Source organism: Bacillus clarus, from assembly GCF_000746925.1.
Classification (GTDB): Bacteria; Bacillota; Bacilli; order Bacillales; family Bacillaceae_G; genus Bacillus_A; species Bacillus_A clarus.
This window is the reverse complement of sequence record NZ_JMQC01000008.1, coordinates 4,309,971-4,334,618: the sequence shown is the minus strand read 5'-3', so window position 1 is coordinate 4,334,618 and position 24,648 is coordinate 4,309,971. Positions and strand designations below refer to the sequence as shown.

General features: G+C 36.5%; 21 protein-coding genes, 1 pseudogene and 1 riboswitch. Of the genes and pseudogenes, 11 read left to right on the top strand and 11 right to left on the bottom strand.

From position 1 onward, the window contains the following. Positions 1–61: 61 nt before the first annotated feature. The 3 genes from DJ93_RS23115 to DJ93_RS23105 are packed head-to-tail and all read left to right on the top strand — an operon-like array spanning position 62 to position 2,659. Positions 62–1,486, top strand: a complete 1,425-nt coding sequence (locus DJ93_RS23115; RefSeq protein ID WP_042983439.1) for a uroporphyrin-III C-methyltransferase — start codon at positions 62–64, stop codon at positions 1,484–1,486. Then, positions 1,483–2,193, top strand: a complete 711-nt coding sequence (locus DJ93_RS23110; RefSeq protein ID WP_042983438.1) for a sirohydrochlorin chelatase — start codon at positions 1,483–1,485, stop codon at positions 2,191–2,193. The genes DJ93_RS23115 and DJ93_RS23110 overlap by 4 nt, the downstream gene beginning before the upstream one ends. Continuing rightward, positions 2,186–2,659, top strand: a complete 474-nt coding sequence (locus DJ93_RS23105; protein ID WP_042983437.1) for a precorrin-2 dehydrogenase — start codon at positions 2,186–2,188, stop codon at positions 2,657–2,659. The genes DJ93_RS23110 and DJ93_RS23105 overlap by 8 nt, the downstream gene beginning before the upstream one ends. A 288-nt stretch (positions 2,660–2,947) precedes the next feature. Then, positions 2,948–3,057, bottom strand: a riboswitch (SAM riboswitch). 245 nt (positions 3,058–3,302) lie between these two features. Here DJ93_RS23105 and narK read toward each other — a convergent pair. From narK to moaA, 6 genes are all read right to left on the bottom strand, one after another. Beyond that, positions 3,303–4,472: a nitrate transporter NarK gene (gene narK / locus DJ93_RS23100; protein WP_042983436.1), complete on the bottom strand. Its 1,170-nt coding sequence runs from the start codon at positions 4,470–4,472 to the stop codon at positions 3,303–3,305. Between the two features lie 80 nt (positions 4,473–4,552). Beyond that, positions 4,553–4,786, bottom strand: a complete 234-nt coding sequence (gene moaD / locus DJ93_RS23095) for a molybdopterin converting factor subunit 1 (RefSeq protein WP_042983435.1) — start codon at positions 4,784–4,786, stop codon at positions 4,553–4,555. Beyond that, a complete protein-coding gene (locus DJ93_RS23090) occupies positions 4,783–5,253 on the bottom strand; it encodes a molybdenum cofactor biosynthesis protein MoaE (protein WP_042983434.1) in 471 nt (156 codons plus the stop codon). The genes moaD and DJ93_RS23090 overlap by 4 nt, the downstream gene beginning before the upstream one ends. Positions 5,254–5,344: 91 nt before the next feature. Then, positions 5,345–6,634 carry a molybdopterin molybdotransferase MoeA gene (locus DJ93_RS23085; RefSeq protein ID WP_042983433.1) on the bottom strand — a complete coding sequence of 430 codons (1,290 nt, stop codon included), beginning with the start codon at positions 6,632–6,634 and terminating at the stop codon, positions 5,345–5,347. A gap of 43 nt (positions 6,635–6,677) precedes the next feature. Further along, positions 6,678–7,691 carry a molybdopterin-synthase adenylyltransferase MoeB gene (locus DJ93_RS23080; RefSeq protein WP_042983432.1) on the bottom strand — a complete coding sequence of 338 codons (1,014 nt, stop codon included), beginning with the start codon at positions 7,689–7,691 and terminating at the stop codon, positions 6,678–6,680. Positions 7,692–7,708: 17 nt separating this feature from the next. After that, a complete protein-coding gene (gene moaA / locus DJ93_RS23075) occupies positions 7,709–8,722 on the bottom strand; it encodes a GTP 3',8-cyclase MoaA (RefSeq protein ID WP_042983431.1) in 1,014 nt (337 codons plus the stop codon). 384 nt (positions 8,723–9,106) lie between these two features. On the opposite strand from moaA, the gene DJ93_RS23070 reads away from it, so the two are divergent. Then, positions 9,107–9,799 carry a Crp/Fnr family transcriptional regulator gene (locus tag DJ93_RS23070; RefSeq protein WP_042983430.1) on the top strand — a complete coding sequence of 231 codons (693 nt, stop codon included), beginning with the start codon at positions 9,107–9,109 and terminating at the stop codon, positions 9,797–9,799. Positions 9,800–9,954: 155 nt separating this feature from the next. Here the strand turns inward: DJ93_RS23070 and narI are convergent, their stop codons facing one another. Genes narI through DJ93_RS23050 form a run of 4 tightly spaced genes read right to left on the bottom strand, consistent with a single transcriptional unit; the run spans position 9,955 to position 16,360 of the window. Next, complete coding sequence (narI, locus tag DJ93_RS23065; protein WP_042983429.1) at positions 9,955–10,644, bottom strand: respiratory nitrate reductase subunit gamma; 690 nt, start codon at positions 10,642–10,644, stop codon at positions 9,955–9,957. 17 nt (positions 10,645–10,661) lie between these two features. Continuing rightward, positions 10,662–11,192 carry a nitrate reductase molybdenum cofactor assembly chaperone gene (narJ, locus tag DJ93_RS23060; RefSeq protein WP_042983428.1) on the bottom strand — a complete coding sequence of 177 codons (531 nt, stop codon included), beginning with the start codon at positions 11,190–11,192 and terminating at the stop codon, positions 10,662–10,664. A 19-nt stretch (positions 11,193–11,211) separates the two neighbouring features. Further along, the gene (narH, locus tag DJ93_RS23055) at positions 11,212–12,687 is read right to left on the bottom strand and encodes a nitrate reductase subunit beta (RefSeq protein WP_042983427.1); all 1,476 of its coding nucleotides are present in this window, start codon (positions 12,685–12,687) and stop codon (positions 11,212–11,214) included. Further along, positions 12,677–16,360 (bottom strand): nitrate reductase subunit alpha, encoded by a 3,684-nt coding sequence (locus DJ93_RS23050; protein ID WP_042983426.1) that lies wholly within the window; start codon positions 16,358–16,360, stop codon positions 12,677–12,679. Before DJ93_RS23050 ends, narH begins: the two co-directional genes overlap by 11 nt. A gap of 457 nt (positions 16,361–16,817) precedes the next feature. Between DJ93_RS23050 and DJ93_RS23045 the strand changes: the two are divergent. The 4 genes and pseudogenes from DJ93_RS23045 to DJ93_RS23030 all read left to right on the top strand — a co-directional run bounded on the left by DJ93_RS23045 (position 16,818) and on the right by DJ93_RS23030 (position 21,960). After that, positions 16,818–17,167: pseudogene (locus DJ93_RS23045) on the top strand (hypothetical protein). A 391-nt stretch (positions 17,168–17,558) separates the two neighbouring features. Further along, positions 17,559–18,521: an AAA family ATPase gene (locus DJ93_RS23040; protein ID WP_042983424.1), complete on the top strand. Its 963-nt coding sequence runs from the start codon at positions 17,559–17,561 to the stop codon at positions 18,519–18,521. Then, positions 18,521–19,735, top strand: coding sequence for a DUF58 domain-containing protein (locus DJ93_RS23035; protein WP_042983423.1), 1,215 nt, complete (start codon positions 18,521–18,523; stop codon positions 19,733–19,735). The genes DJ93_RS23040 and DJ93_RS23035 overlap by 1 nt, the downstream gene beginning before the upstream one ends. Continuing rightward, on the top strand, positions 19,732–21,960 hold the full coding sequence (locus DJ93_RS23030) for a transglutaminase TgpA family protein (protein WP_042983422.1): 2,229 nt from the start codon (positions 19,732–19,734) through the stop codon (positions 21,958–21,960). The genes DJ93_RS23035 and DJ93_RS23030 overlap by 4 nt, the downstream gene beginning before the upstream one ends. Positions 21,961–22,043: 83 nt before the next feature. On the opposite strand, the gene bsaA is transcribed toward DJ93_RS23030, so the two are convergent. Next, positions 22,044–22,526 carry a glutathione peroxidase gene (gene bsaA / locus DJ93_RS23025; RefSeq protein ID WP_000219424.1) on the bottom strand — a complete coding sequence of 161 codons (483 nt, stop codon included), beginning with the start codon at positions 22,524–22,526 and terminating at the stop codon, positions 22,044–22,046. 224 nt (positions 22,527–22,750) lie between these two features. On the opposite strand from bsaA, the gene DJ93_RS23020 reads away from it, so the two are divergent. The 3 genes from DJ93_RS23020 (at position 22,751) to DJ93_RS23010 (ending at position 24,552) form a co-directional block, all read left to right on the top strand. Beyond that, the gene (locus tag DJ93_RS23020) at positions 22,751–22,960 is read left to right on the top strand and encodes a DUF3925 family protein (protein WP_042983421.1); all 210 of its coding nucleotides are present in this window, start codon (positions 22,751–22,753) and stop codon (positions 22,958–22,960) included. A 99-nt stretch (positions 22,961–23,059) separates the two neighbouring features. Then, positions 23,060–24,031, top strand: coding sequence for an MBL fold metallo-hydrolase (locus DJ93_RS23015; RefSeq protein ID WP_042983419.1), 972 nt, complete (start codon positions 23,060–23,062; stop codon positions 24,029–24,031). 86 nt (positions 24,032–24,117) lie between these two features. Beyond that, the gene (locus DJ93_RS23010; RefSeq protein ID WP_042983418.1) at positions 24,118–24,552 is read left to right on the top strand and encodes a hypothetical protein; all 435 of its coding nucleotides are present in this window, start codon (positions 24,118–24,120) and stop codon (positions 24,550–24,552) included. The last annotated feature ends 96 nt before the right edge of the window (positions 24,553–24,648 follow it).

Genomic DNA, 24,648 nt, shown 5'->3' with positions numbered 1-24,648 from the left:
ACATTTACATAAGGAAGCCTCCCATGGCTTCTTTTTAAGCAAAAACAGATGAGGTGCGAAGATGAATGGATATGTATATTTAGTTGGTGCAGGACCAGGTGATGAAGGGCTCATTACAAAAAAAGCGATAGATTGCTTAAAGCGCGCAGATATTGTCTTATATGACCGCTTATTGAATCCTAACTTCCTTAGCTATACAAAGCCAACATGCGAACTTATTTATTGCGGAAAAATGCCAAAAAATCATACTATGCGACAAGAAATGATTAACGCTCACCTACTTCAATTTGCCAAAGAAAAGAAAATAGTTGTCCGCTTAAAAGGCGGAGATCCATCTATTTTTGGCCGGGTTGGTGAAGAAGCAGAAACTTTAGCAGCAGCGAATATTCCATATGAGATTGTACCAGGTATTACATCTAGCATAGCCGCTAGTACATATGCAGGTATCCCCCTCACCCATCGTGACTACAGTAATAGCGTAACATTACTAACTGGGCATTCAAAAGGTCCTATAAGCGATCATGGAAAGTACAGTTCCCTCCAAAATAGTGATACTGTTGCCTTTTATATGGGCATAAAAAACTTACCAACTATTTGTGAAAGCTTACTACAAATAGGAAAGAAAAAAGAGACACCAGTAGCAGTAATTGAATGGGGTACAACTGGAAAGCAGCGCGTTGTCACAGGAACACTATCAACGATTGTTCATAACGTCAAAAGCGAAAATATTTCTAATCCTTCGATGACGATTGTTGGTGATGTCGTTTCTCTGCGAAAACAAATCGCTTGGAAAGAACGTAAACCATTGCATGGCAAGAAAGTTTTGTTTGCATCTGCAACAAATAAAACAAGTTCAATGAAACAACTGTTACAAGAGTCTGGTGCAGAAATATATCAAATTCCAACTTTCAAAAAGGAAGAATACACATTAACCTCTGAACAAATCAATGAAATTTTTAGCGTTGATCGCCTTGTATTTTGTTCAGCTGAAAGTGTAGAGATCTTGATGCAGTCATGCACTAACCATCATAAAGATATTCGTTCGTTACAGGCAGAATTGCAGTATATGAACCTTCTTGCTCAAGAAAAACTTATGCAGTATGGATTGTTGAGTAAGCCTGCAGAGTTTTCTACCAAAACAACTGTTTATTTAGGCCGAAATATTAATCGAATTGCTTTCATTCAAGAAAAAATTGGTGCTGGATCTTATATAATGACTCATGAATATAAAATTGATTATCGCTTCGATGAAATTCATTCACGTATGCTTTCTGAATTCTCATGGGATAGCATTGTATTTGAAGGACGTGCTTCAATTGATACGTTTCTAGCAGAAGTAAAGCGTCTTGGCTTTATGCATATTCTTACTCTTCCATTCTCGTATACTGATGCTCCAACTTTGCAATATGCGAATAAAGTCGGGTTTCATAACGTAGATCATCAATTACAAGAAATTATTATGAAGAAAGACATGGTGGCACAATGAAAGGAATTGTATATGTTGGACACGGTAGCCGCCTGCAAAAAGGAAACGATCAATTCATTCACTTTATTCAATCAGTTATGAAAGAACGTAACGAAAGTATTCAAAAAATAGCTTTTCTAGAGCTAGCAACACCAACTATTCAGGATGCGGTTACAGAAACAATTCTAGAAGGAGCAACTGAAATCATGATAGTCCCTGTTTTATTATTTGCAGCTGCTCACTATAAGCGGGATATTCCTTTTGAAATAGAGCAAATACAAAAGGAATATCCACACATAACATTTTCAGTTGCACCGCCTTTTAGTACACATCCATATATGATCGAACTTGTAGTAAAACGGATACGTGAAGCTATGCCAATACAAGGTAGTAAAGTGCTACTTGTCGGCCGAGGTAGTAGTGATCCTCAGCCCATATATGAATTACAACAAATTGGAACAGCTGTCGCACGAAAACTCGGTATGTCAGTATCTTGTTGCTTTTTAGCAAAGGGAACCCCTTCTTTTACTGATGAGCTCCAAAATATAACATCATCTGCTTCACATGTATATATCATGCCATACCTTCTCTTTACCGGCTTATTGCTTCAAAAAATTAAACTACATGGAAAAAACTATGCTAACGTTACAACTTGTAACTGTCTTCAGTTTGATACATATATGAAGTCGGCGTTATTAGAGCGAATGGAGGATTGTGTGTATGTATAGCATGAACCCTCTTATGTTTAATCTAGATAAAAAAGTTATCGTTATTATTGGCGGAGGTAAAATCGCATATCGAAAAGCGGCTGGATTAAGGAATACAGGTGCTACTATCACTGTTGTCAGCCCCGAAATTTGTGAAGAAATGAAGAAACTTTCCTATATTACATGGAAGCAAAAAACTTTTACTAATGATGATATTAAAGATGCCCATCTTATTTATGCGGCAACAAATCAACATACTGTAAACATGATGGTCAAACAGGCCGCCCATGATTTCCAATGGGTTAACGTTGTAAGTGATGGTACAGCATCATCTTTTCACACACCCGGTGTCATTCGAAATGATGAATATGTTGTCAGTATTTCAACTTCAGGTAAAAATCCATCGTTTACAAAACGGATGAAACAAGAGCTAACATCTATCCTTCCTAAGCTTATAAAAAAATTATCTCGTACTCACAAACGGTAAATTATCCCTTGCTGGAAAATCATCTAAATTGGGACAAACCTTTCCCCTGGAAAGATTTGTCCTTTTTGATTAATTTCTTATCTTTCATTTCTTTTAGTATGGAAGACTCTGAAAATAGTTTGTATCTAATTCTTTATTCGCTATGGAGATCTTACTACTCGCGAATAGTCGGATAAATCGCTTTGTTTTCTCGCAAAATTTCATTCGCTCTCATTTGAACAACAAAAAAACTTGCTGCTTTTAGAATGAACAGAAAGGTTTATATGCGTATATCAACAGTATCCCTTCCTCTCATCTCTCAAAGCATTTGCTTTGCAGGAATTAACACCGTTTCAACGCAAAATTGGACGGTTGCTAGGTTTCACAAGATACTGCCCCTCCACCTCTCTTGATAAGCGAAATCAGATTTCATTTTCGTCTGATTTAATATTTATGAAATGTTCTATATTTTATGGATCGAACGTTATTAATATACATTCGTTATTTTAATAGGGATTTTCTTTTTAAAAAAACTTCAAAATATTTGCTTGATGAGTGTGACCCGCTACCCCTATTTGAAAAGACTGAAATTCAAGCATATACCGAACCCATTTTTTAATAATAAGAAAAAAGGATGCCTGCACTAGACATCCTTTTTTTCTTATTAATTATTATTTAATATCACTAACAGCTTCTCTTGGCTATACATCCACACTGTAATGATTAAACAAGCAAGTGCTACTTCTGACAACGCCATAAATCCAATGGCATAATGACCTGTTAGTTGGAATAGTAACGTTAAAATTAATGGTGGGAAGAATCCTCCTAGTCCACCTAAAGCTGAAACAACTCCATTTACAATCCCTGCTTGCTTAGAAAAGTACATTGGAACCAGTTTGAAGATTGTTCCATTTCCAATTCCTGCACAGAATGCAACAAGTAGGCAACCAAATGTATATACATTCATGCTAGGCATAAATGATAAAATAATACCCGATAGTGTTAAACCGATAAATACAAAGATTAATATTTTAAATGGATTAAATTTATCACCAAGCCACCCTCCAATTGGGCGCATTATTGTTGCTAATACGATAAATCCAGCTGTCCGCATACCTGCGTCTACTTTTTCTAATCCGAAGTGAGATACTAAAAAGTTTGGTAAATATACTGTGAATGCAACAAATGATCCAAATGTTAAAAAGTAGAAAATACATAAAAACCAAAGTTTTTCATTTTTATAAACACCTTTTATTTGTTCCATTAATGGTGTATTCACCTTTTTTTCCTTACGATCACCTAATAAAAAGTTCATAAGTGCAAATGCTGCAAGTAAAACTAAATAACACTGTACTGTTGTTCTCCAGCCAAATGAAGTTGCAATTACAGGTGCTAAGAATGAAGTAATTGCTGTTCCGGCGTTACCTACACCATAAATACCATTTACAAAACCGTGACGCTCTTTTGGAAAGTATTTTGGTAAAGAAGTTACTCCTACAGAGAAAACAGCTCCACCAATTCCTACAAATAAACCACCAATAATTAAATCCATCATAGAATTTGCAACACTAATATAAAAGACAGGGAATAATAAAAGAATAAAACTAACAAAGAACAATTTTCTTGCTCCGTAACGATTTGTCCAATAACCAATTGGAATGCGAAGAATAGAACCTAAAATAACGGGTACCGCTGTAACCATAGAAATCTGCCCAGCAGTTAATGGAATATCCGCTTTAATATATGGCATTAATGATGATAAAATGACCCATACCATAAAACCGATAACTAGATTAGAAGTTTGTAAACTTAATTGAAAATTAGGACTTTTCATCCTGTTCCCTCCTATGTATGCATAGTTATATTCATTCCCTCCAGTCTAATCACGTACTAACATGATTAGACTGAAAAGAATCAACCACCACTTACTGGCGGAATCATTGCTACGACATCACCAGTTTGAATTATGTCATCTTCATTTGCGTATTCTTCATTTACAGCGATCATAATCTGATTTGAAATTGCTACGTTGTATTCTTTTACAAGAATATCCTTTAGCTCAGCAACCGTAATCTTTTCACAATCTATTTGCAACGCTGGCTTACTTATCTCTTCTTGCAAATGTGCAAATAATAATACTTCTATCATTTTCTCATCTCCTTTCCAGGCTCACCATTTACATATGCTGCCTTCTCTAACTGATCACCTATCCATGACTTACCATCTTCCCAAAATTCTTTTTTCCAAATCGGAACAATTTGTTTAATTTGTTCCATAATATATTTATTCGCCTCATAGGCTGCTTTCCGATGTGGTGTAGAAACAGCGACAACAACGGCAAGATCAGAAATTTCCAATCTACCAATGCGATGTGTAATTGCTACATGTGTACCAGGCCACTTCCCTTCTACTTCGGCACCAATTTTCGCAAGCTGTTTTTCTGCCATTGTCTTATAAGCCACATACTCTAAATATAGCGTACGGCGCCCTTTCGTAAATTCTCTGACAGTACCAATAAAAGTTGTAACTGCGCCACACTCACGCCGAATTACTTTACTTGTAACTTCTTCAATCGAAATAGGTGTATCAATTACTTCATAATACGTATGTGTCATCTTGCACCTCTCATCTTTGTCTAAATCATTTCTTACACAGATCATTGAATGGAGTCATAATCCGCCGAAGAGCCCTCAATCTATTTTTCTACTATTTGTATGAACAAAGTGGTTCTTCCCATGGCCATTCACTTCCTAAGTTCGATTCTAATAACAGTACCGAAACAGTCATCCCTGCTTCAAACCCTCTTGTCCCGCCCGGCAGGACGATGAATGCATTCGCATCTGCAAGAGAAGAAATTGCACTTGATTTATCTAAACCCACTGGCGTAACTTGCAATTGACCATTTACAATGTTTACGCTTCCTCGTACAAAACGGGTAAACGGATTTGCTTTTGAAAAGTCTTTCTGCAAAATCGCATCCGCACGATATGCATGTGGTTCTTTGCTACGACAGAAGGCTCGAATTACCGGCCGAACGAGCAATTCAAATCCGACATAACAAGCAGAAGGATTACCAGATAGACCAAATAATAGTTTTCCTTCTAGCTCAGCTACAGTTGTCACGCTTCCTGGTCGCATCGCTATTTTATTGAAAAGTACATTAGCTTGTAATTTCTCATAAATAGCAAGGAAATAATCATAGTCCCCTACGGAAACACCACCAGTTGTAATTAAAATATCGACTTCTTTCATTGCTCTTTTTACAGTCTCATAACACGCCTCTAAATCGTCAGCAAGTTGCCCATAATAGCGTATGCTTCCACCGATGCGCTCAATTTGAGCAGCAATCATATAGGAGTTACTGTTTCGAATCTTTCCTGGTTTAAGTGGTTCATGCACTTCTAAAAGTTCACTCCCTGTTGTTACAATCCCAATAATCGGCTGCCTTACAACATTTACTGAACTATAACCAAACGTAGCAAGAAGTGCTGCTACTCCAGGGTTAATAGAAGTCCCTTTTTTCACAAGTATGGCATTTTGTTTTACGTCTTCCCCTTTAAATGAAATATTATCACCGGATGCGAAAGAGCGTTTTAATTTCATATAAGTCTTTTCGTTTTCTTCAAACCCTTCCGTGAGCTCTAACATAACAACCGCATTACAGCCCGTTGGAATTGCAGCTCCTGTCATAATACGTACAGCGTGAAATGCTTTCACCTCTTCTGCAAAGACAAAACCAGCCCCAATTTCACCAATAACTTCAAACTGAATCGGATTACTGCTACTTGCTTCTTTTGTATCTTCCGCTCGAATCGCAAACCCGTCATACGGAGAACGATTAAAATGCGGAACATCATGATCTGCAACAACATCTTCTCCAAGAATTCTTCCGTAGCTTTCTATAAGAGAAACCTTTTCAGTTTCACCTTGATAGGCATACTCCATTACACGTGCGACTGCTTTTGCCACTGGAATTGGTGTTCGTTCTTCTAACATTCTTTTTTCACCTCGTTTTGATACGGAGATACTTTCTTTATGTTCATCCTATATACTTTGCGTATAATCGTTTTGCCATTTTCATATCATTAGTCCCATGAATAAACGCCCTACCGTCTGTAAATAAAACAAAACGATATTCATCAATTAGAAACGATAGTAAATACGGAGTTTTTTGGACATTCACACTTTTTTGTAAGCGCTTTTGAATTTCTTCTAAATTAAGAATTCTCTTTATTCCTGGACGGATTTGAACCGTATTCCGCCCACATAGCACTTCAGTTTTCATCTGTGATTCAAATGTTAAACTTGGGTACGTGCGTACATTCCCACAAGATGGACATGTACTTTTTTTTTGCCTCTTTACTTTTAATGAGATACATTGATTGTTCCAAATATCAAATGATAGCATTGTTCCTCTTAGCGCCTGAAAATCATCCACCAATATTTTCATCGCTTCTGTTACTTGGTGAGCAACGACCATTTGTACAGCTGGCTGAATAATTCCTGCTGTATCACATGTTGCACCGCCCATTGGATGATCCATTAAGCAGCGAAAACATGGTGTTTCCCCCGGAAGAATTGTATACGTTACACCGTAACTTCCAATACATCCACCATATATCCATGGTATATTTTCTTTTTGTGAAATGTCATTTATAAGTAGGCGTGTATCAAAATTGTCAGTCGCATCTAATATGAGATCCACATCCTTTATTAACTCTTCCATTTCTTGCATTGTTACATCTGTTACAACTGACACAATTTCTACTTCAGAATTAATCCTTCTTAAATGCTCTGCCGCTGCAACTGCTTTTGGTTTGCACTGCTGTGCATCTTCTTCTGTATATAGCTGCTGCCGCTGTAAATTACTCCATTCGACGTAATCACGGTCAGCAATTGTCAATTTTCCAATTCCCATCCTAACAATCGCTTCTGCATTTGCAGCTCCTAGTGCACCCGCACCGATTATGAGCACATGCTTTTCTCTTATTTTTTTTTGTCCCATTTCACCAATTCCAGAAAATAAAACTTGCCTTGAATAACGCTCTTGCATGCGGAATCCTCCTTTCTTTATCCACCAATATAAGACATTTCAATTTTAGTACGTTTTTTTGTACTTTCTGCCGTTCGTTCATCTGAATACTGATCTTTTCTGTACTCCCATACATCTTGTAGAATTTTTAATAACGATGCATCAGAAATATTTTCTCGAAGAAGAGTTCTTAAATCTGTTCCTTCTGTTGCAAATAAACACGTATACAACTTACCATCCGCCGAAATACGAGCTCTTGTACAAGAGGAACAGAATGACTCAGACACAGAAGTAATAAATCCAACTTCTACATCGCTCCCTACGTACCGGTATCGTTTCGCTACTTCTCCAAAATAACGAGGCTTGCCAGGCTCAATCGGATATACACGCCCAATTTTTTCTATTAACTCTTCCTTCGTAATTACCTGTTCAAAGTTCCATCCGTTCGTACTACCAACATCCATAAACTCGATAAAACGGAACTGTATTCCTTGTTCTTTAAAATAACCTGCCATCAGAAGAATTTGGCTATCATTCATCCCTTTTTTTACGACCATATTCACCTTTACTTTTAACCCTGCTTCTTTTGCTGCCTCTATTCCCTTTAATATAGGCTTCGTGCTTACATTACGACCATTAATTTTCCGAAAGATATGATCCTCTATCGCATCTAGACTAATATTCACACGTTGTAATCCCGCTTCTTTTAATGCCTTAGCTTGTTTCGCTAAATGAATACCGTTTGTTGTGAGTCCAATATCCGTTAAACCTTCTAGCTTTGCAAGCCTTGCAATTAACTTTGGTAAATCTTTACGCAATAAAGGTTCACCGCCAGTAAGCCTAATTTTTTCAACTCCCATACTTATAAATAATCTCGCTAATCTTTCTATTTCATCGAACGTTAATAAAAACTCTTCCTGTAAAAAAGCGTAATCAGGTCCGAACACTTCAGCCGGCATACAGTATGTGCACCTAAAATTACAACGGTCAATAACTGAAATACGTAAATCTTGAAGTGGGCGCCTTAAAGAGTCTTTAATCTTATCGTGCATCTATATCCCTTCTTTTCTACTCAAATCCTTTATAAGCTTTCGAATTTTTATTTGCCTTCATTATAAGAAAGATGCTACATATTCAATGTGACTTTTCTCACATTACTTTCCCCATTCAAAGAATCTTCACAAATCCGTTCGTATTTTGTTCACATCTCCAGTCCCATTCTCTTTGCACATCGAAACTTTTATTGTTTATTTTTTCTTAAACCCAAAATTTAGAATCATTTAATCCCTTACTTCAAGTAGCTTTTTAAAAATGTAAGGTAATCTCTCCTTACGGTCATTGAAATTTTTCTTTATTTTTAAAATAGCTCTTGCATTTTCATCATACTTACACTCAAAATAGGAAATGTATTGCTTATAAGAAGAAAGGTGATCGCTGTGGCAAACAGTATGACATTGTCTCAAGATTTAAAGGAATTACTCGCATCTGTTGAATATAAAATGCAGATTAAAAAAGGAAGTTTTATTTTTCAAGAAGGTATGGAAGCAACAGAACTCTATATCATCCACTCAGGAAAAGTACAAATTAGTAAACTAAGTGCTGACGGGCAAGAATTAACACTTCGTATTTGTTCGCAATATGACATTATTGGAGAATTAACATTGTTCACGGACAATGCGAAGTATTTATTAAATTCAAAATGCCTTGAAGATGTTGAAGTAGGAGTTATAAAGCGTGAAGCCTTAGAAAAAGCATTACTCCAAAAACCCGCTCTTGTATTTGAATTTATGAAATGGATTAGTGAACATTTAAGAAGAATGCAAACGAAGTTCCGAGATTTAGTATTACACGGCAAAAAAGGTGCCCTATATTCTACTCTCATTCGAATGACAAATAGTTATGGTGTGTTAAAAGAAAATGGGATTCTCATCGATTTACCATTAACGAATCAAGAACTTGCGAACTTCTGTGCAACTTCACGTGAAAGCGTAAATCGGATGTTAAATGAATTAAAAAAACAAGGCACGATTTCTATTTATAAAGGAAAGATTACAATTCATGATTTACAATTTTTAAAGTGTGAAATTGCTTGTGAAGATTGTTCTGCCTCTATTTGTAGTATTGAGTAGCATCTTATATGATGCTGCTCTTTTTTCATATTAAGCTACTAGTTAATCGCTCGCCTTGTTTCATGCACACAGTTATCTCCTATATAAAAAAGACGAGGCCTTCCATTAGACCTCGTTTCATTTTAGCTGCTAACTCCTATTCGTTTACAGCTGCATTATTTTTTCAATTCATTCGGAATACGTCTTCTGTAAATAACATAACTGCGGCTTACATATTTAATTGGAGCACTAAAAACATGTACAAGTCTTGTAAATGGCCATACTGCAAAGAGGCCCATCGCTGCAATAATATGAATTTTAAACCATAAGGGTACTTCCATCATATATTCAACTTTCGGTTGAAAAATAAAGAGACTTCGGAACCATGGACCGATCGTTGTACGATAATCAAACCCTTTTGAGTCGATATTTAAGAAAGTTGAAGAAAGTCCTGCTAGCATAACAATAAGCAGTAAGATAAGCGCAACATAATCTCCCTTTGTGCTTGTTGCAATGATGCGTTTTACTGTAAAACGACGATACGTTAATATAATTAACCCAATAATTGAAGCAACACCTGCCGGTAGTCCGAAGCTAATTGCTACTATATGATACATATGTTCAGAAGCACCTAGTGAACGATATACGGATTCTGGAATTAAGATCCCCATGACGTGTCCGCCGATTACGAATAGAATCCCAAAGTGAAATAAAAGACTTCCCATTCGGAGCATTTTCTTCTCTAATAGTTCGCTAGATTTTGATGTCCAGCCAAATTGATCATAGTTGTATCTGAAAATGTGTCCACCGATAAAGATTGCAAAAATGATATAGGGAAACAACACCCATAAAAATTGATCCATCATTTTGACAACGCTCCTTTCTAATTCGTCTGTACTCCCCATGCATCGATAGCGAGGAGAACGGCTGCAAGAATTGGTTCGTACATACAGTTTGCTTCTTTTAACTGCCCCTGCAACGCTTGTATATTCTCCTTATATTTACCCATAATCGGTTCACTATCTTTCTCATTTGCATTTGCAAAAAACTCAAGCAAAAGCGGTAAATAATCAGGTAATTCTTTATCTGTTACGTCAAAACCAGACTTTTGATAATGCTGTTTTAACTCTAATAGTTCAATTCCACGCTCTCTTTGTTCACCTGTTTTCATGTAGGTAAGATACATATTTGTCTTCTTTCCAAAGTCGAATGTATATACGTAAGAATCAATGAGTTGATTGTTTGTTTTATCTAGCGCTTGTTTTATAAATGTTGTAAGTGATGCCCTGATTTCTTCCTGTTCAATCGTTTGAATCTCTTCCTGTAACTCTAGTAACGCTTCTCTCCACCCTTGTTCAGGATAGGAGAGAAGAAAGGAAGAACAAGAAAAAGCGGTTTGTAAACTTTGTTTCATATTTGTCTGCCCCCTTTATTTAAGAAATTGTCATACAAGAGCCTGGACCACCTGCGAAGGAAAGGCCACAGCTTCCTTGTTCGCTATATAAATCTGCAACTTGTTCACGATGAGAAGTCGGGATAACGAAGCGATCTTTATATTTCGCGATGGCAAGAAGACGATACATATCTTCTACATCCTCTTTCGTTAAACCGAGTTCTTTTAATACAGCCTCATTTGGTTCTTTATTAATTTGCAGTGCTCTCATATGTGTACGCATAACAGCCATTTTTTTCAATGTAAGACGAATGTGTGATTCATCTCCTGCAGTGAGTAGATTAGCTAAATATTGAATTGGAATACGCATATTATCGATAGCAGGGAAAACCTCTTCCGATTTCCAGTTACTTCCTTTCCCTTCTACCATATTCATAATTGGACTAAGCGGTGGAATATACCAAACCATCGGCATTGTCCGGTACTCTGGATGAAGAGGAAGAGCGATTTTCCAATCAATAATCATTTTATAAATAGGTGACTCTTGAGCCGCTTTCATCCATTCTTCAGGAATCCCTTGTTTTTTTGCTTCAGCTACTACTTCTGGATCATTTGGATCTAGGAAAACAGTTAACTGAGATTCATATAAATCTTTTTCGTTTTCGACAGAAGCCGCTTCTTTTACTTTGTCAGCGTCATATAACATAACTCCAATATAACGAATACGTCCTACGCATGTTTCAGAGCAAATTGTGGGCATACCAGCTTCAATACGAGGGAAGCACATTGTGCATTTTTCTGCTTTATTTGTTTGCCAATTAAAATACACTTTTTTATATGGACATGAAGATACACAAAATCGCCAAGCACGGCAGGCATTTTGATCAACAAGGACAATCCCATCTTCTTCACGTTTATACATCGCGCCAGATGGACAAGAAGATACGCAAGATGGATTCATACAATGTTCGCAAATACGTGGCAAATACATCATAAAGACATTTTCAAAATCTGTTTTAATTTCTTCGTCCATTTTCTTGACGTTTGGATCTTGTAAACCTGTAATGTGTCCGCCAGCTAAGTCATCTTCCCAGTTTGGACCCCATTCAATTTTGTCGATAAATTCACCCGTAATCGCTGATTTTGGGCGAGCAACTGGTTGGTGCTTACGCTGCGGGCTGTTTGTTAATGTTTCATAATCATAGTTCCAAGGTTCAAAGTAATCATCGATTGTTGGTTGATCTGGATTGTGGAAAATGTTCATAAGACGCTTCATTTTCGAACCGGATTTCAGCTGAATTTCACCATTTTTCAATTCCCATCCGCCTTTATATTTCTCCTGATCTTCCCATTGTTTTGGATAACCAATACCTGGTTTCGTTTCTACATTATTGAAATACATATATTCAGCACCTGGACGATTCGTCCAGGTGTTTTTGCATGTTACGCTACAAGTGTGGCAGCCGATGCATTTATCTAGGTTCATTACCATTCCGACTTGCGCTTTAATCTTCAAGCCAATCAACCTCCTTCAGTTTACGGATGACGACATTTAAGTCACGCTGGTTCCCAGTCGGACCATAGTAGTTAAATCCATAGCTTAATTGACCATATCCACCAATCATATGTGTTGGTTTAACATGAATACGGGTTGGACTATTATGCGTTCCCCCACGGTTGCTTGTTAATTTCGTACCAGGCACGTTAATGTGACGATCTTGTGCATGGTGCATAAATGCCATTCCCCTCGGTATACGGTGCGTTACAACAGCACGTGCTACGACAACGCCGTTACGGTTAAAGCATTCAATCCAATCATTATCAGCCACACCGGCTTCATTCGCGTCATCTTTGTTCATCCAAACAGTTGGACCACCTCTAAACAGTGTTAACATTGGTAATGAATCGAAATACATACTATGAATCGACCACTTATTATGCGGTGTTAAATAATTTAGTGTAATTTCTTTCCCTTCTACTTCAGGTCGTGATTTACGAAACGGTTTATGTTGCAGAATTGGTTTAAATGTTGCCATCGTTTCACCAAATTCTTTCATCATATCGTGATCTAAGTAGAAAGATTGTCGACCAGTTATCGTTCTCCAAGGAATAAGACGTTCAACATTTGTTGTAAATGGTGAGTAACGGCGTCCACCTTTTTCAGAACCCGTAAAGGCTGGCGAAGTAATTACCGTTTTAGGCTGCGCTGTAATTTGTTCAAATGTGAAGCATTCCTCTTCACGTTCTTCTGCCAGATCACGTAGTTTTAAATCAGTTTGTTTTTCAAGTGCTTCCCATGCTTTTACAGCCATATGACCGTTTGTTGTAGAAGAAAGTGTTAATACCGCCTCAGCAGCATTGATCGCTTCTTTTATGTCTGGGCACCCTTTCGCAATAGAATCAGTTCGAATAGCTCCTAATCGACTCTTTAATTGCTCATATTCTTTTTCTGCAGACCAAGAAATCCCTTTCGTACCAATCGGCTGTTTACCAGCATTCGGTCCAAGTGCTGTCATTTTGTCATAAATCGTTTTATAATCCCTTTCGACAATATGAATTTGCGGCATTGTTTTACCTGGTATTGGTTCACACTCACCTTTGCTCCAATCTTTAATCTTGCCAAGTGGTTGCGCTAATTCTTGCGGCGTATCGTGAAGAAGTGGTGTTGCGACAACTTCTTTCATTGGTTCAAGATCGATTGTCTTCGCTAAATCTGAAACAGCTTTAGAAAGAGAACAGAAAATATCCCAGTCAGAGCGTGCTTCCCACGGTGAACCGATTGCTGGATTGAATGGATGTACAAATGGGTGCATATCTGTACTACTTAAATCATGTTTTTCATACCAAGTTGAAGCAGGTAAGACGATATCCGAATAAAGTGCTGTTCCAGCCATACGGAAATCTAAGTTAACTAGTAAATCTAGCTTCCCTTCAGGTGCGTCTTCATGCCACTTAATTTCTTCTGGTCGTAACGAATCGCTATCGTCATTCATTAATCCGTTTGTTGTACCTAATAAATGTTTTAAGAAATATTCGTGTCCTTTACCGGAACTTGAAATTAAGTTTGCACGCCATACGAACAAGTTACGCGGGAAATTATTTTTGTTATCTGGATCTTCAATTGCAAATTTCAGTTCTTTTTCTTTTAGTTTTTGTGCAACGTATTTTCCGATTTCTTCTTGCGTTGTTGCACCAGAAGCAACAGCTTCTTTATATAATTCAATTCCATTCTTCTCGAATGTTGGATAAGAAGGTAACCACCCAAGTCGTGCTGCTAATACATTGTAATCACCGTGATGTTGATAACGAGAGTTGCCCTCAACTGGTGATGCTAAATGTCCAACTCGTGTATCTTCATAGCGCCATTGATCTGTTACAAAATAGAAGAAAGATGTACCGTTTTGTAATTTAGGTGGCCCTTGCCAGTCTTTTGCCATCGCGATTGTTTGCCACCCTTCTGCTGGTCGTAATTTTTCTTGACCAACATAATGTGCCCAACCACCGCCGTTGACACCTTGTGCCCCAACGAGAAGAACAAGATTTAGAACTGCGCGATAAATCGTATCAGAATTAAACCAATGGTTAATACCGGCTCCGACAATAATCATCGAGCGGCCATTCGTATCAACAGCATTTTGTGCAAACTCACGAGCGATTTGAATAATGAGTTCTCGTTTTACTCCGGTCATTTTCTCTTGCCATGCTGGTGTAAATGGAACATCATCATTGAAGCCTTTCGGTTCTTGCCCGCCGATTCCTCGGTTTACACCATAATTTGCTAACGTTAAGTCGTATACAGTTGTAACGAAAACGTCACCCTCTTCTGTCGTGATTTTTTTCACTGGAATTGAACGCTCTAATACTTTGTTTCCATCATCAGAGAAGTATGGGATTTGTACCGTTCCAACAGCATCTTCCATTCCAAGTAATGAGAGACGTGGATCAATCGTTTCACCTGTTTGTTCATCTTCTAAGCGCAAATTCCATTTCTTTTCGTTATCCCATCGTGATCCCACTGTGCCGTGAGGTGTTGCGAAATCGTTCATTTTATCGTTCCAAAGAACAGGTTTCCATTCCCCTAACTTTGTTTCGCGTCCAATATCAGAAGCATTTAAAAAACGATCAGCAACGAATTGGTCTCCTTTTTGTTTTAATGTGACAAAGAAAGGAAAATCAGTATATTGCTTTGCATACTTTGTGAAGTATTCCACTTGATTATCTACGTAAAACTCTTGCAAGATGACGTGCCCCATTGCCATCGCAAGTGCACCGTCTGTACCTTGCTTCACACTAATCCAATCATCAGCAAACTTTGTAGACTCAGCAAAGTCAGGACTTACAGAAACGACTTTCGTTCCTTTATATCGAACCTCTGCTAAGAAGTGAGCATCTGGTGTTCTCGTCATCGGTACATTTGAACCCCAAGTCATAATGTAGCCAGAATTGTACCAGTCACTACTTTCTGGTACATCTGTTTGATCACCCCAAATTTGTGGAGAAGCTGGTGGTAAATCTGCGTACCAATCATAAAAGCTAAGCATCGGTCCACCCATAAGCTGCATAAAGCGACTACCAGCAGCATGACTTAACATCGACATAGCTGGAATTGGTGAAAAACCAACATTTCGATCTGGACCGTATTTCATTACTGTGTATAGTAATGAAGCAGAAACGAGTTGTAATACTTCATCCCAATTCGCACGAATGAATCCCCCTTTACCGCGCGCCTGCTTATACGTACGTGCCTTTTCAGGGTTCTCCACAATACTTTTCCAAGCGTCTAGTGGTGACTCGTTATTTTGTAGTTCCTCTTGCCACATATTCCAAAGAACACCACGTACGTATGGATATTTCACACGAAGCGGGCTATAAATGTACCAAGAAAAACTTGCTCCACGTGGACATCCTCGTGGTTCAAAATCAGGCATATCAGGACCTGTTGTTGGATAGTTAAGCTCTTGCCCTTCCCATGTTACAATTCCATCTTTCACATAAATGTTCCAACTACATGAACCAGTACAGTTCACACCGTGTGTAGAACGGATTACTTTATCATGCTGCCAACGCTTTCTGTACACATTTTCCCATTCACGATCTTCATATGTTTCTTGTGTATGATTATCGTTATAACGATCTATTGGTGAAAAATATTTTAAACGTCTCATTAGTGCTGAAGGTTTCTTCTTCATACTGTTCACTCCTTTAATACGTCTCTCTTACATACCCTTACTATAAGAGAGGTTGTAAAATACAGATGTGACATTTCGCACAGTTCAAGAGATTGTCAAAAATTCCGGAGAAAATATGAAAAAGTGAAAATCTAATCATTGTGGAGGGTTCACATCCTCCACTGACTGTTAAATTACTTCCTCGCTTCTACCAAAGTTTAAGATGAAGTACAGATAATAATGAGCACGCAAAATATTTCTTATATAATAGAGGAAGTAATTTAGGACTAGTTGAATTTGATATACCTAAATCAGAGAAATATTGGATAGATGAATTTAATAATAATCTACTTTTACTATAAATTAAGTCGGACAAAAGTGATGATAGTATAAGAACTTCTTAACTTAATAGAGCTTATGAGATTAATGGAGAAGTAAATGGAGTCCCTAAAGCCAGAAATACAGGAGTAAAATAGTCATGAAATATCCATATAGTTTTGAAGTACTTAACAGTAAGTATTTAGTTATGAGACTTCCTCCAGAAATTAAACTTGTTGAAACTTTTTAGGAATTGAAATTTCAGCTTTTGGAGATTGGATTTTAGAAGAAATACATAGTGTTTTAAACGGAGTAAAAAATTATGTAGTAGTAAATGGCAACATTTGCGGTTTAGAAATTCGGAACGACACAACTACTGTGTTAGACAATTTAGCCGAAGATGGTAAGGGAGAATATTGTGTGATTTAAACAATTGAATTGGTAGAATTAATTCATATTTGGTTAGATAAACGAAAAGAATATAAGAATGATAAAAATAAAGGATTGTAAAAGTTTAAATAGCTGGCCTCTTAATGAAATCGGCTTTATTTATTAATCATATAAAGTTTAATCACAAGGCGTATAATATATGTTTCCAACCTTTACGCGTAGGGTTCCCTACACTATTTATTTTGCTCATCGAGGTCACTCTTCTCTTCCCCTCCTCTCTGTTTTACCGACAATACGAGTTTATATCAAGACATATTTCACATAAAACTACAAATCATTATTTACCATATTGCCCTAAGTTACGGAAACAATTATACTAGATATAATCGAGATAAATAATCTGAATATTCTCAGAATTATAGATAAGATTTTTACTTCCCGCAAATAGAGGCGTAAATTCTATTTTTCACTAAATAGATTAGAAAACGATAATAAAATTAGGAGGGTTACGATGCCCCAGCTTGATTCATTACATCCCATTGTAGAAAAAATAATAAACAATATTGAAAAATTAATGGTCGGAAAACGAAAAGAAACGATCTTAGCCTTGACAGCTCTCTTAGCTGAAGGTCATGTGCTATTAGAAGATGTTCCTGGTGTCGGGAAAACAATGTTAGTACGTGCTCTTTCTAAATCCATTGATGCTGATTACAAGCGAATTCAATTCACACCTGATTTACTGCCCTCAGATGTAACAGGTGTTTCTATTTACAATCCAAAAGAGCTCCAATTTGAGTTCAAGCCTGGACCAATCATGGGGAATTTTATACTTGCTGATGAAATCAATCGTACATCTCCAAAAACACAATCTGCCTTACTTGAAAGTATGGAAGAAGGCAATATTTCAATAGATGGCATTACAAGACCGTTACCAAAACCGTTCTTTGTAATGGCTACACAAAATCCGGTCGAATATGAGGGAACATATCCTTTACCAGAAGCCCAGCTCGATCGTTTCTTGTTGAAGCTAAAAATGGGATATCCTACACCAGAAGAAGAATTTGAAATTTTAAACCGGATGGAAAAAACAAATCCCCTCTCCCATTTACAAGCCATTACTACAATAGAAGAATTACTTTATTTACAACAAAGCGTACGGGAAATAAGCATAGACAAAGCAATCAAGCATTACATTGTAAAACTTGTTAGTCAGACTCGTTCTTATAGTTCTATACAGCTTGGTGCAAGTCCACGTGGCTCGATAGCTTTAATGAAAGCTTCACAAGCTTATGCATTCATCCATGGCAGAAATTATGTTATTCCAGACGATGTTAAATTTTTAGCTCCTTACGTGTTGGCTCATAGACTCATTCTAAAAATGGAAGCAAAATTTGAAGGAATAACAGGAGAACAAGTTATCGCAAAAATCGTTGCACGAACTACCGTGCCGACTCAAAGAAAGATGAACCTTTGATGAAACGGATACTACGAGCACTATATCATTTTACTAAGTTATCACTCATTCCTTTATGCCTAGTCTTAACATTTGTATACGCTATGCTTCAAGGAGGATTTGTAAGTTGGTTTTTGTTTTACAGTATGATTCCTATTGGCCTTTATTCACTACTGCTCCCCTTCTATGCTTTACGAAACGCCGAGGTAAAACGAATAACAAATCAAGACGAATATGTAGCAGGAGAACCATTTTTAAGCACCATTACAATAAATAGAAGATTTCCTTTTCCCTTACTTTATTTAGTTATAGAAGATGAACTGCCACCACAATTTACAAGTTGTAGACAAACCAAGATGAATAAGGTAATACTCTTTCCAGGATTAAAACGAAATATTTCGTTTCAATATGTTATTGACACAATCCCTAGAGGAGAACACACTTTTTCAAACGTACGTGTCAAAACTGGCGATCTATTCGGTATGATGGAGAAAGAAGTAACTTTTTCAGTTCCAGATATATTTTTAGTCTATCCTCAGTATGTAGATATAACGTATCGACAATTGGAAAATCATTTCGAACAAGGAACGCTGTCAGCAAATATAAATTTAGCAAAAGACTTTACAATTTCTGTCGGTGTTAGAGAATATAAACCTGGTGACCGCTTTTCATGGATTGATTGGAAAGCAACTGCACGAACAAATAATATTATGACGAAAGAGTTTGAGCAACAGCGCAGCCATAATATCATGTTATTCATGGACAGAACCCCATCCCCTCTATTCGAATCAGTCGTCACATTTACTGCCTCTATTGTCAGGGCTGTCTTGAAGCAAAATTCACCAGCGTCATTCGTGTCTGTTGGAAAAGAACGAACTTTTTTCCCTTTAGACAATGGAGATAGTCAGTTGCAGCAAATCTTTTGTCATTTAGCGAAAGTACAAGCAGATAGTGTATTCCCGCTCTCTCGGAGTGTAGAAATGGAATTAAGAAAAATTTATGAGCCCGTAACGATTATACTCGTGACAAGCGATCTTTCTCCCGATATTCAAAAGGCGGCTGACTATGCTGCTATAAAAAATAGAAAATTAATGGTGTTTGTCGTGAAAGAAAAAGCGAATCAACTCTCACATCGAGAACTAAGTATTCTAGAAAATCTGCAAAAACGAAAAATATTTGTAAATGCAGTTTATGAAAACCGGTATATAAACGTGTTTTTTGAGGTGAGCAAATGATAACATTACAAACAAAATACCAATGGGATATGAGCAGATTCTTCATGCATGCATGCGCATTTTTACTTTTACTAGAATGGATTAGACCCCTTATAGGTATTACAAACGTAGGTAGATTAGATATTTTTGTAATATTTATAGGAATTTGCTTCACTCTCTCTTTTTTTCAAACAAGGTGGCAGATTCCAATAAAGATCGTCACGATTTTATTCATCATTCATTTCCTATATTATAAAAATGCTTTTATCAATCCATCTTGGCTAACCAAATTTTTTACTGATATTTCTCGAAATTCCTCCCTGTTTTTCCAGGGGAATTTGCTAGATATTTCTCCAGTTTTTCCAACACTTTTATTTTTTTTATCATTTTGGTTTTTGAGTGCTTTCATCTCTTTTTGGATGATTCATAAAAAACGTGGGTTGTTATTTCTTATATTGACTATTATTTATATCATAATTTTTCATGACTTACATTTATACAATGCAAACTACGCTATTATTCGTACTGTTGTCATCGGTTTTTTTATACTTAGTCATCTCCACATAGAACGAATACAAGAGATGGAACACTTACAAAATTATGCTAGAGAAATCTCAAAATTACTTAGACCTCTTACAATGTTTATTGTATTGTCAGCAACCATCGCATACTTCGCTCCAAAATTTGGTCCTCAATGGCCAAACCCAATGGCTTTTTTAAAATTCAACACATCCGTAGCAAGTAACAAACAAGAGGTTTCTAAAATTGGGTATGGTTTAGATGACTCAAAATTAGGCGGTCCTTTTAAACCGGATAATACAATTGTTTTCACAGCACAAACGCAAAACAAACAATATTGGAGAGTAGAAACAAAAGATTTTTATACAGGAAAAGGCTGGGAGGTTTCTGAAAATCAAAAAAAGGTTTCTTTTAAAAATAAAAACGACGTCGTGAGCTGGTACGAACAAAATACAAAAACGGAGACAACTGAGGCAACAATCACCATGCAAAAAAGTTATCCTCACCTTACCTATCCAGCAGGATTAGTATCAGTTGAGGCTTCTTCTGATGTATCATACAGCGTTGACCCATTTTCAGAAAAAATCTATACGATGGAAGGAGACTCTTCTACTACTTTAAATTCATATAAAGTAACATATGAGGTCCCGGAGTTTTCCATTGAAAACTTAAAAGCTGTAAAAACGAATGAAGGTCATGAAACAAGTCCTTATTTCATGACAAAGTACACACAACTTCCCGAATCATTACCGCAGCGAGTAAGAGATTTAGCTGTTAATCTAACAAATGATAAGGACAACCGATATGATAAAGTATTAGCTATTGAAAATTACTTCACAGACCATTCTTTTGTATATGAAACAATGAATGTCATGTTCCCTGCCAAAAACCAAGATTATGTAGATCAATTCCTTTTCGATACAAAAAGCGGCTACTGTAATAATTTCTCGACGTCTATGATCGTGTTACTTCGTTCTGCCGGGATTCCCGCTCGATGGGTAAAAGGATTTACAGGAGGCACTCTTGATAATACACTTGTTGGTACAGAAAGTGAGAATGTTTATAAAATCGCGAACGATAACGCACACTCTTGGGTCGAAGTATATTTCCCAGGATACGGATGGATTCCATTCGAACCAACAAAAGGATTTACCAATCCCTATAATTTCACAAATAATGCTCCTGCTCCTACTTTACAAAATAGCGAAGAAACTAATTCTCAAAACGTGCAAATACAACAGCGAAACAATGAAGCAAAGCTCAAAAGTTTAATAGAAGATACAGAAGAAACTCCTACTAAAAAGATTACAAATTCTAAAAATGGATTTTCTTGGTGGTACGTATTCCTCTCTACGATACCGATTAGTATCATCGGATACATCCTCTTCACCACTAGAATGAAATGGATTACATTTTTTATTATTCTTTTCTACAAATACCGAAAAGATGATGCTGTTTATATAAAAGCTTACGGTGCACTTTTAAAACAATTTGCGAGAATCGGTATACCACGAGGAGAAAGTCAAACATTCCGAGAATATGCTCTCCATATCGATACACTTTACAACTCGACTGATATGCAACAACTTACTTTCAGTTATGAGAACGCTATGTATCAAAAGGGACAGGCCGCAGTAGAATGGAAAAAATCCGTACACTTATGGGAAGTGCTTATGAAAAAAGCTGCTTCTCCGCCTAAATCAAATGACTTCCATTCAGCGATTTAATCTTGATAATGTGAGTTTAAAGAAAACACCTCAAAGAACTACATTGTTCTTTGAGGCATTTTTTAATAAAGTGAAACTCCTAATTATTCCCCAAGTACCTTCTCAATCTCAACCTCTAAATCCACCGGCTTCGTCTGCGGTGCAAAACGCCCTACTACTTTCCCGTCTTTTCCAATTAAAAACTTAGTAAAGTTCCATTTCACTGCCTTCATACCGAGTAAACCTGGTGCTTGTTCTGTCATGTATGTATAAAGCGGATGAGCCTTATCACCTTTCACATCAATCTTTGCAAACATCGGGAAATTCACACCATAGTTTAACTCACAAAAACTAGTAATATCTGCTTCTGTACCTGGTTCTTGTCCTCCGAATTGGTTACAAGGGAAACCTAGTATTTCAAGTCCTTGGTCTTTATATTTATCATATACTTCTTGTAATCCTTTATATTGCGGTGTAAAACCACATTTGCTAGCTACATTTACAATAAGAAGTGCTTTTCCTTCGTAATCTTTTAACGATTTATCTTCTCCTGTTATCGTTTTAGCTGAAAAATCATAAACTGTCATTGTTCCTACCCCTCTCTTCACTATCATTCTATGTTTATACTATACTACATTCGTGAATGTACAGCTCTTATTACGTACTTACACGCCGAAATGATAGCGCTTTATTTTTGTTCGAAAATTCGACACAAACTACTAGACTTTTATGATGGAAAGTTTTACAATTGAATTGTGAACAAAATGTGACAGTTTATATTCCATTATAAAAGAAAAGGATGGTGTTCATTATGAAAACTGCACAACATGAAACGATTTCAAATCGCGAGTTTTATTTCGTACTATATATGATGTTATTGTATGTTATTGGCTGGGTAGTCGATGTAAATGGTTTATTCTTAAGCTCCTACTTTAATTTAGCAGGAGAGATTATGCTTCCATTAGTTGGCGGTATTGTTGGACTGTTCGTTATGTCGATCAATAAAGAACAAACGAAATAAGAACATTACAAAAAGGCAGAAGACGAAACTTTCGTTTTCTGCCTTTTTGTATTTTTAGCGTATAATAAAAACTATAAAAGTATATAAGGAGTGGTAATGATGAAAAAAGTAGAGCAATTATCTTCTCACCTATATCTTATTGATGATTTCGATTTACAACATATTGAACGAACAGGTACGTACGTTTTATTAGGTAACGATATTACTTTAATTGAAACTTGTGCAGCCCCTTCTCTTCCGTATATTTTAGACGGCTTACAACAATTACATATTGATTTAAATGATGTTAAAAAGATTATCGTTACACATGTTCATTTAGATCACGCCGGCGCAGCTGGGCTAATGATGGAAAAGTGTCCAAACGCTACTTTATATGTACATTCGCGTGGAGCTCGTCATATGATTGATCCAACAAAACTTATTTTAGGTGCAAAAGCTGTGTACAAAGAAGATTTCGATAAACTATTTGATCCAATTCTTCCTATAGAAGAAGAACGTGTTCATATTGTACAAAATGGTGATACATTACAGATTTCAGAAGACCGCATCCTTACATTTTATGATACACCGGGACATGCGAAGCACCATATTAGCATTCACGATTCATTAACAAACGGTATTTTCACTGGCGATACAATTGGAATTTATTATAGAGAACTCGCAGACCTTGGTGTAGAACTATATCTACCATCAACGTCCCCTTCACAATTTCAACCAGATGCGATGATTGCTTCTAAAAATCATATTCAAAGTATGAATGTAGATACTATTTATTTCGGCCATTACGGTGCATCGTCCAATGTTACAGAAGTATATAACCAACTAGAACATTGGTTACCTATTTTCGTTCATACTGGTAAGGAAGTCTTTGAAAAATATCATGATTTCGATGAGGCTACTAAAGCATTACAAACCTTATTAATGGATAAAATCTCTTCTCACCTTACAAAATTAAATGTCCCATCAGATCATTCCGTTTATAACATTTTACATCTAGATATAGAAATTAGCGCGCTGGGCATTATTGATTATTTCATGAAACTAGAAAAAACAAATTCCACTATTAGCTAACAGTAAAAGAAGAGATATACAAACAGCAGTTATTGTATATCTCTTCTTTTGTTGAATATATTTTTAGTAAAGGATGGTGGAATGTAATGCAAAAAGTGATGCTATACCTCTGCTTCACATTATTTATCGTCTTATTATTATTTGTCGGAGTGAAAATTCAATTTTATTTAGATACAGACGCGCAGGTGAATTTTAACGTTTATCCAAGATTATTTTACTTTACACTCTTCCCTCTTATAGTTGGCATTTTATTACGATTCCTTCAATCCATTAATCGCGAAACGAGTAAACAAATCTGGAGCTTTCAACCGGATAAGTTTATCGCTATTACGTTGCCTACACTATTCATTTCCTTTTCTCCAGCTCTACTCTTTTCACCAGTTGGTGAATACCTACCTTACTTAGCTAATATTATTCTTATAAATACAACTTTTGTTACGATAATTAGTTTAATAGCTGGTTACTCGCTATTAGATTGTTTTATACAAAAAGATACTGCAAATATGAAAAAATATAATTGAATACTCTATTTAATCATGCAAGTCAAGGATTGTACTGCCTTGGCTTGTTTTTAGAATAATTATATTCCTGTATAATACAGTTATCGAATAAAATTC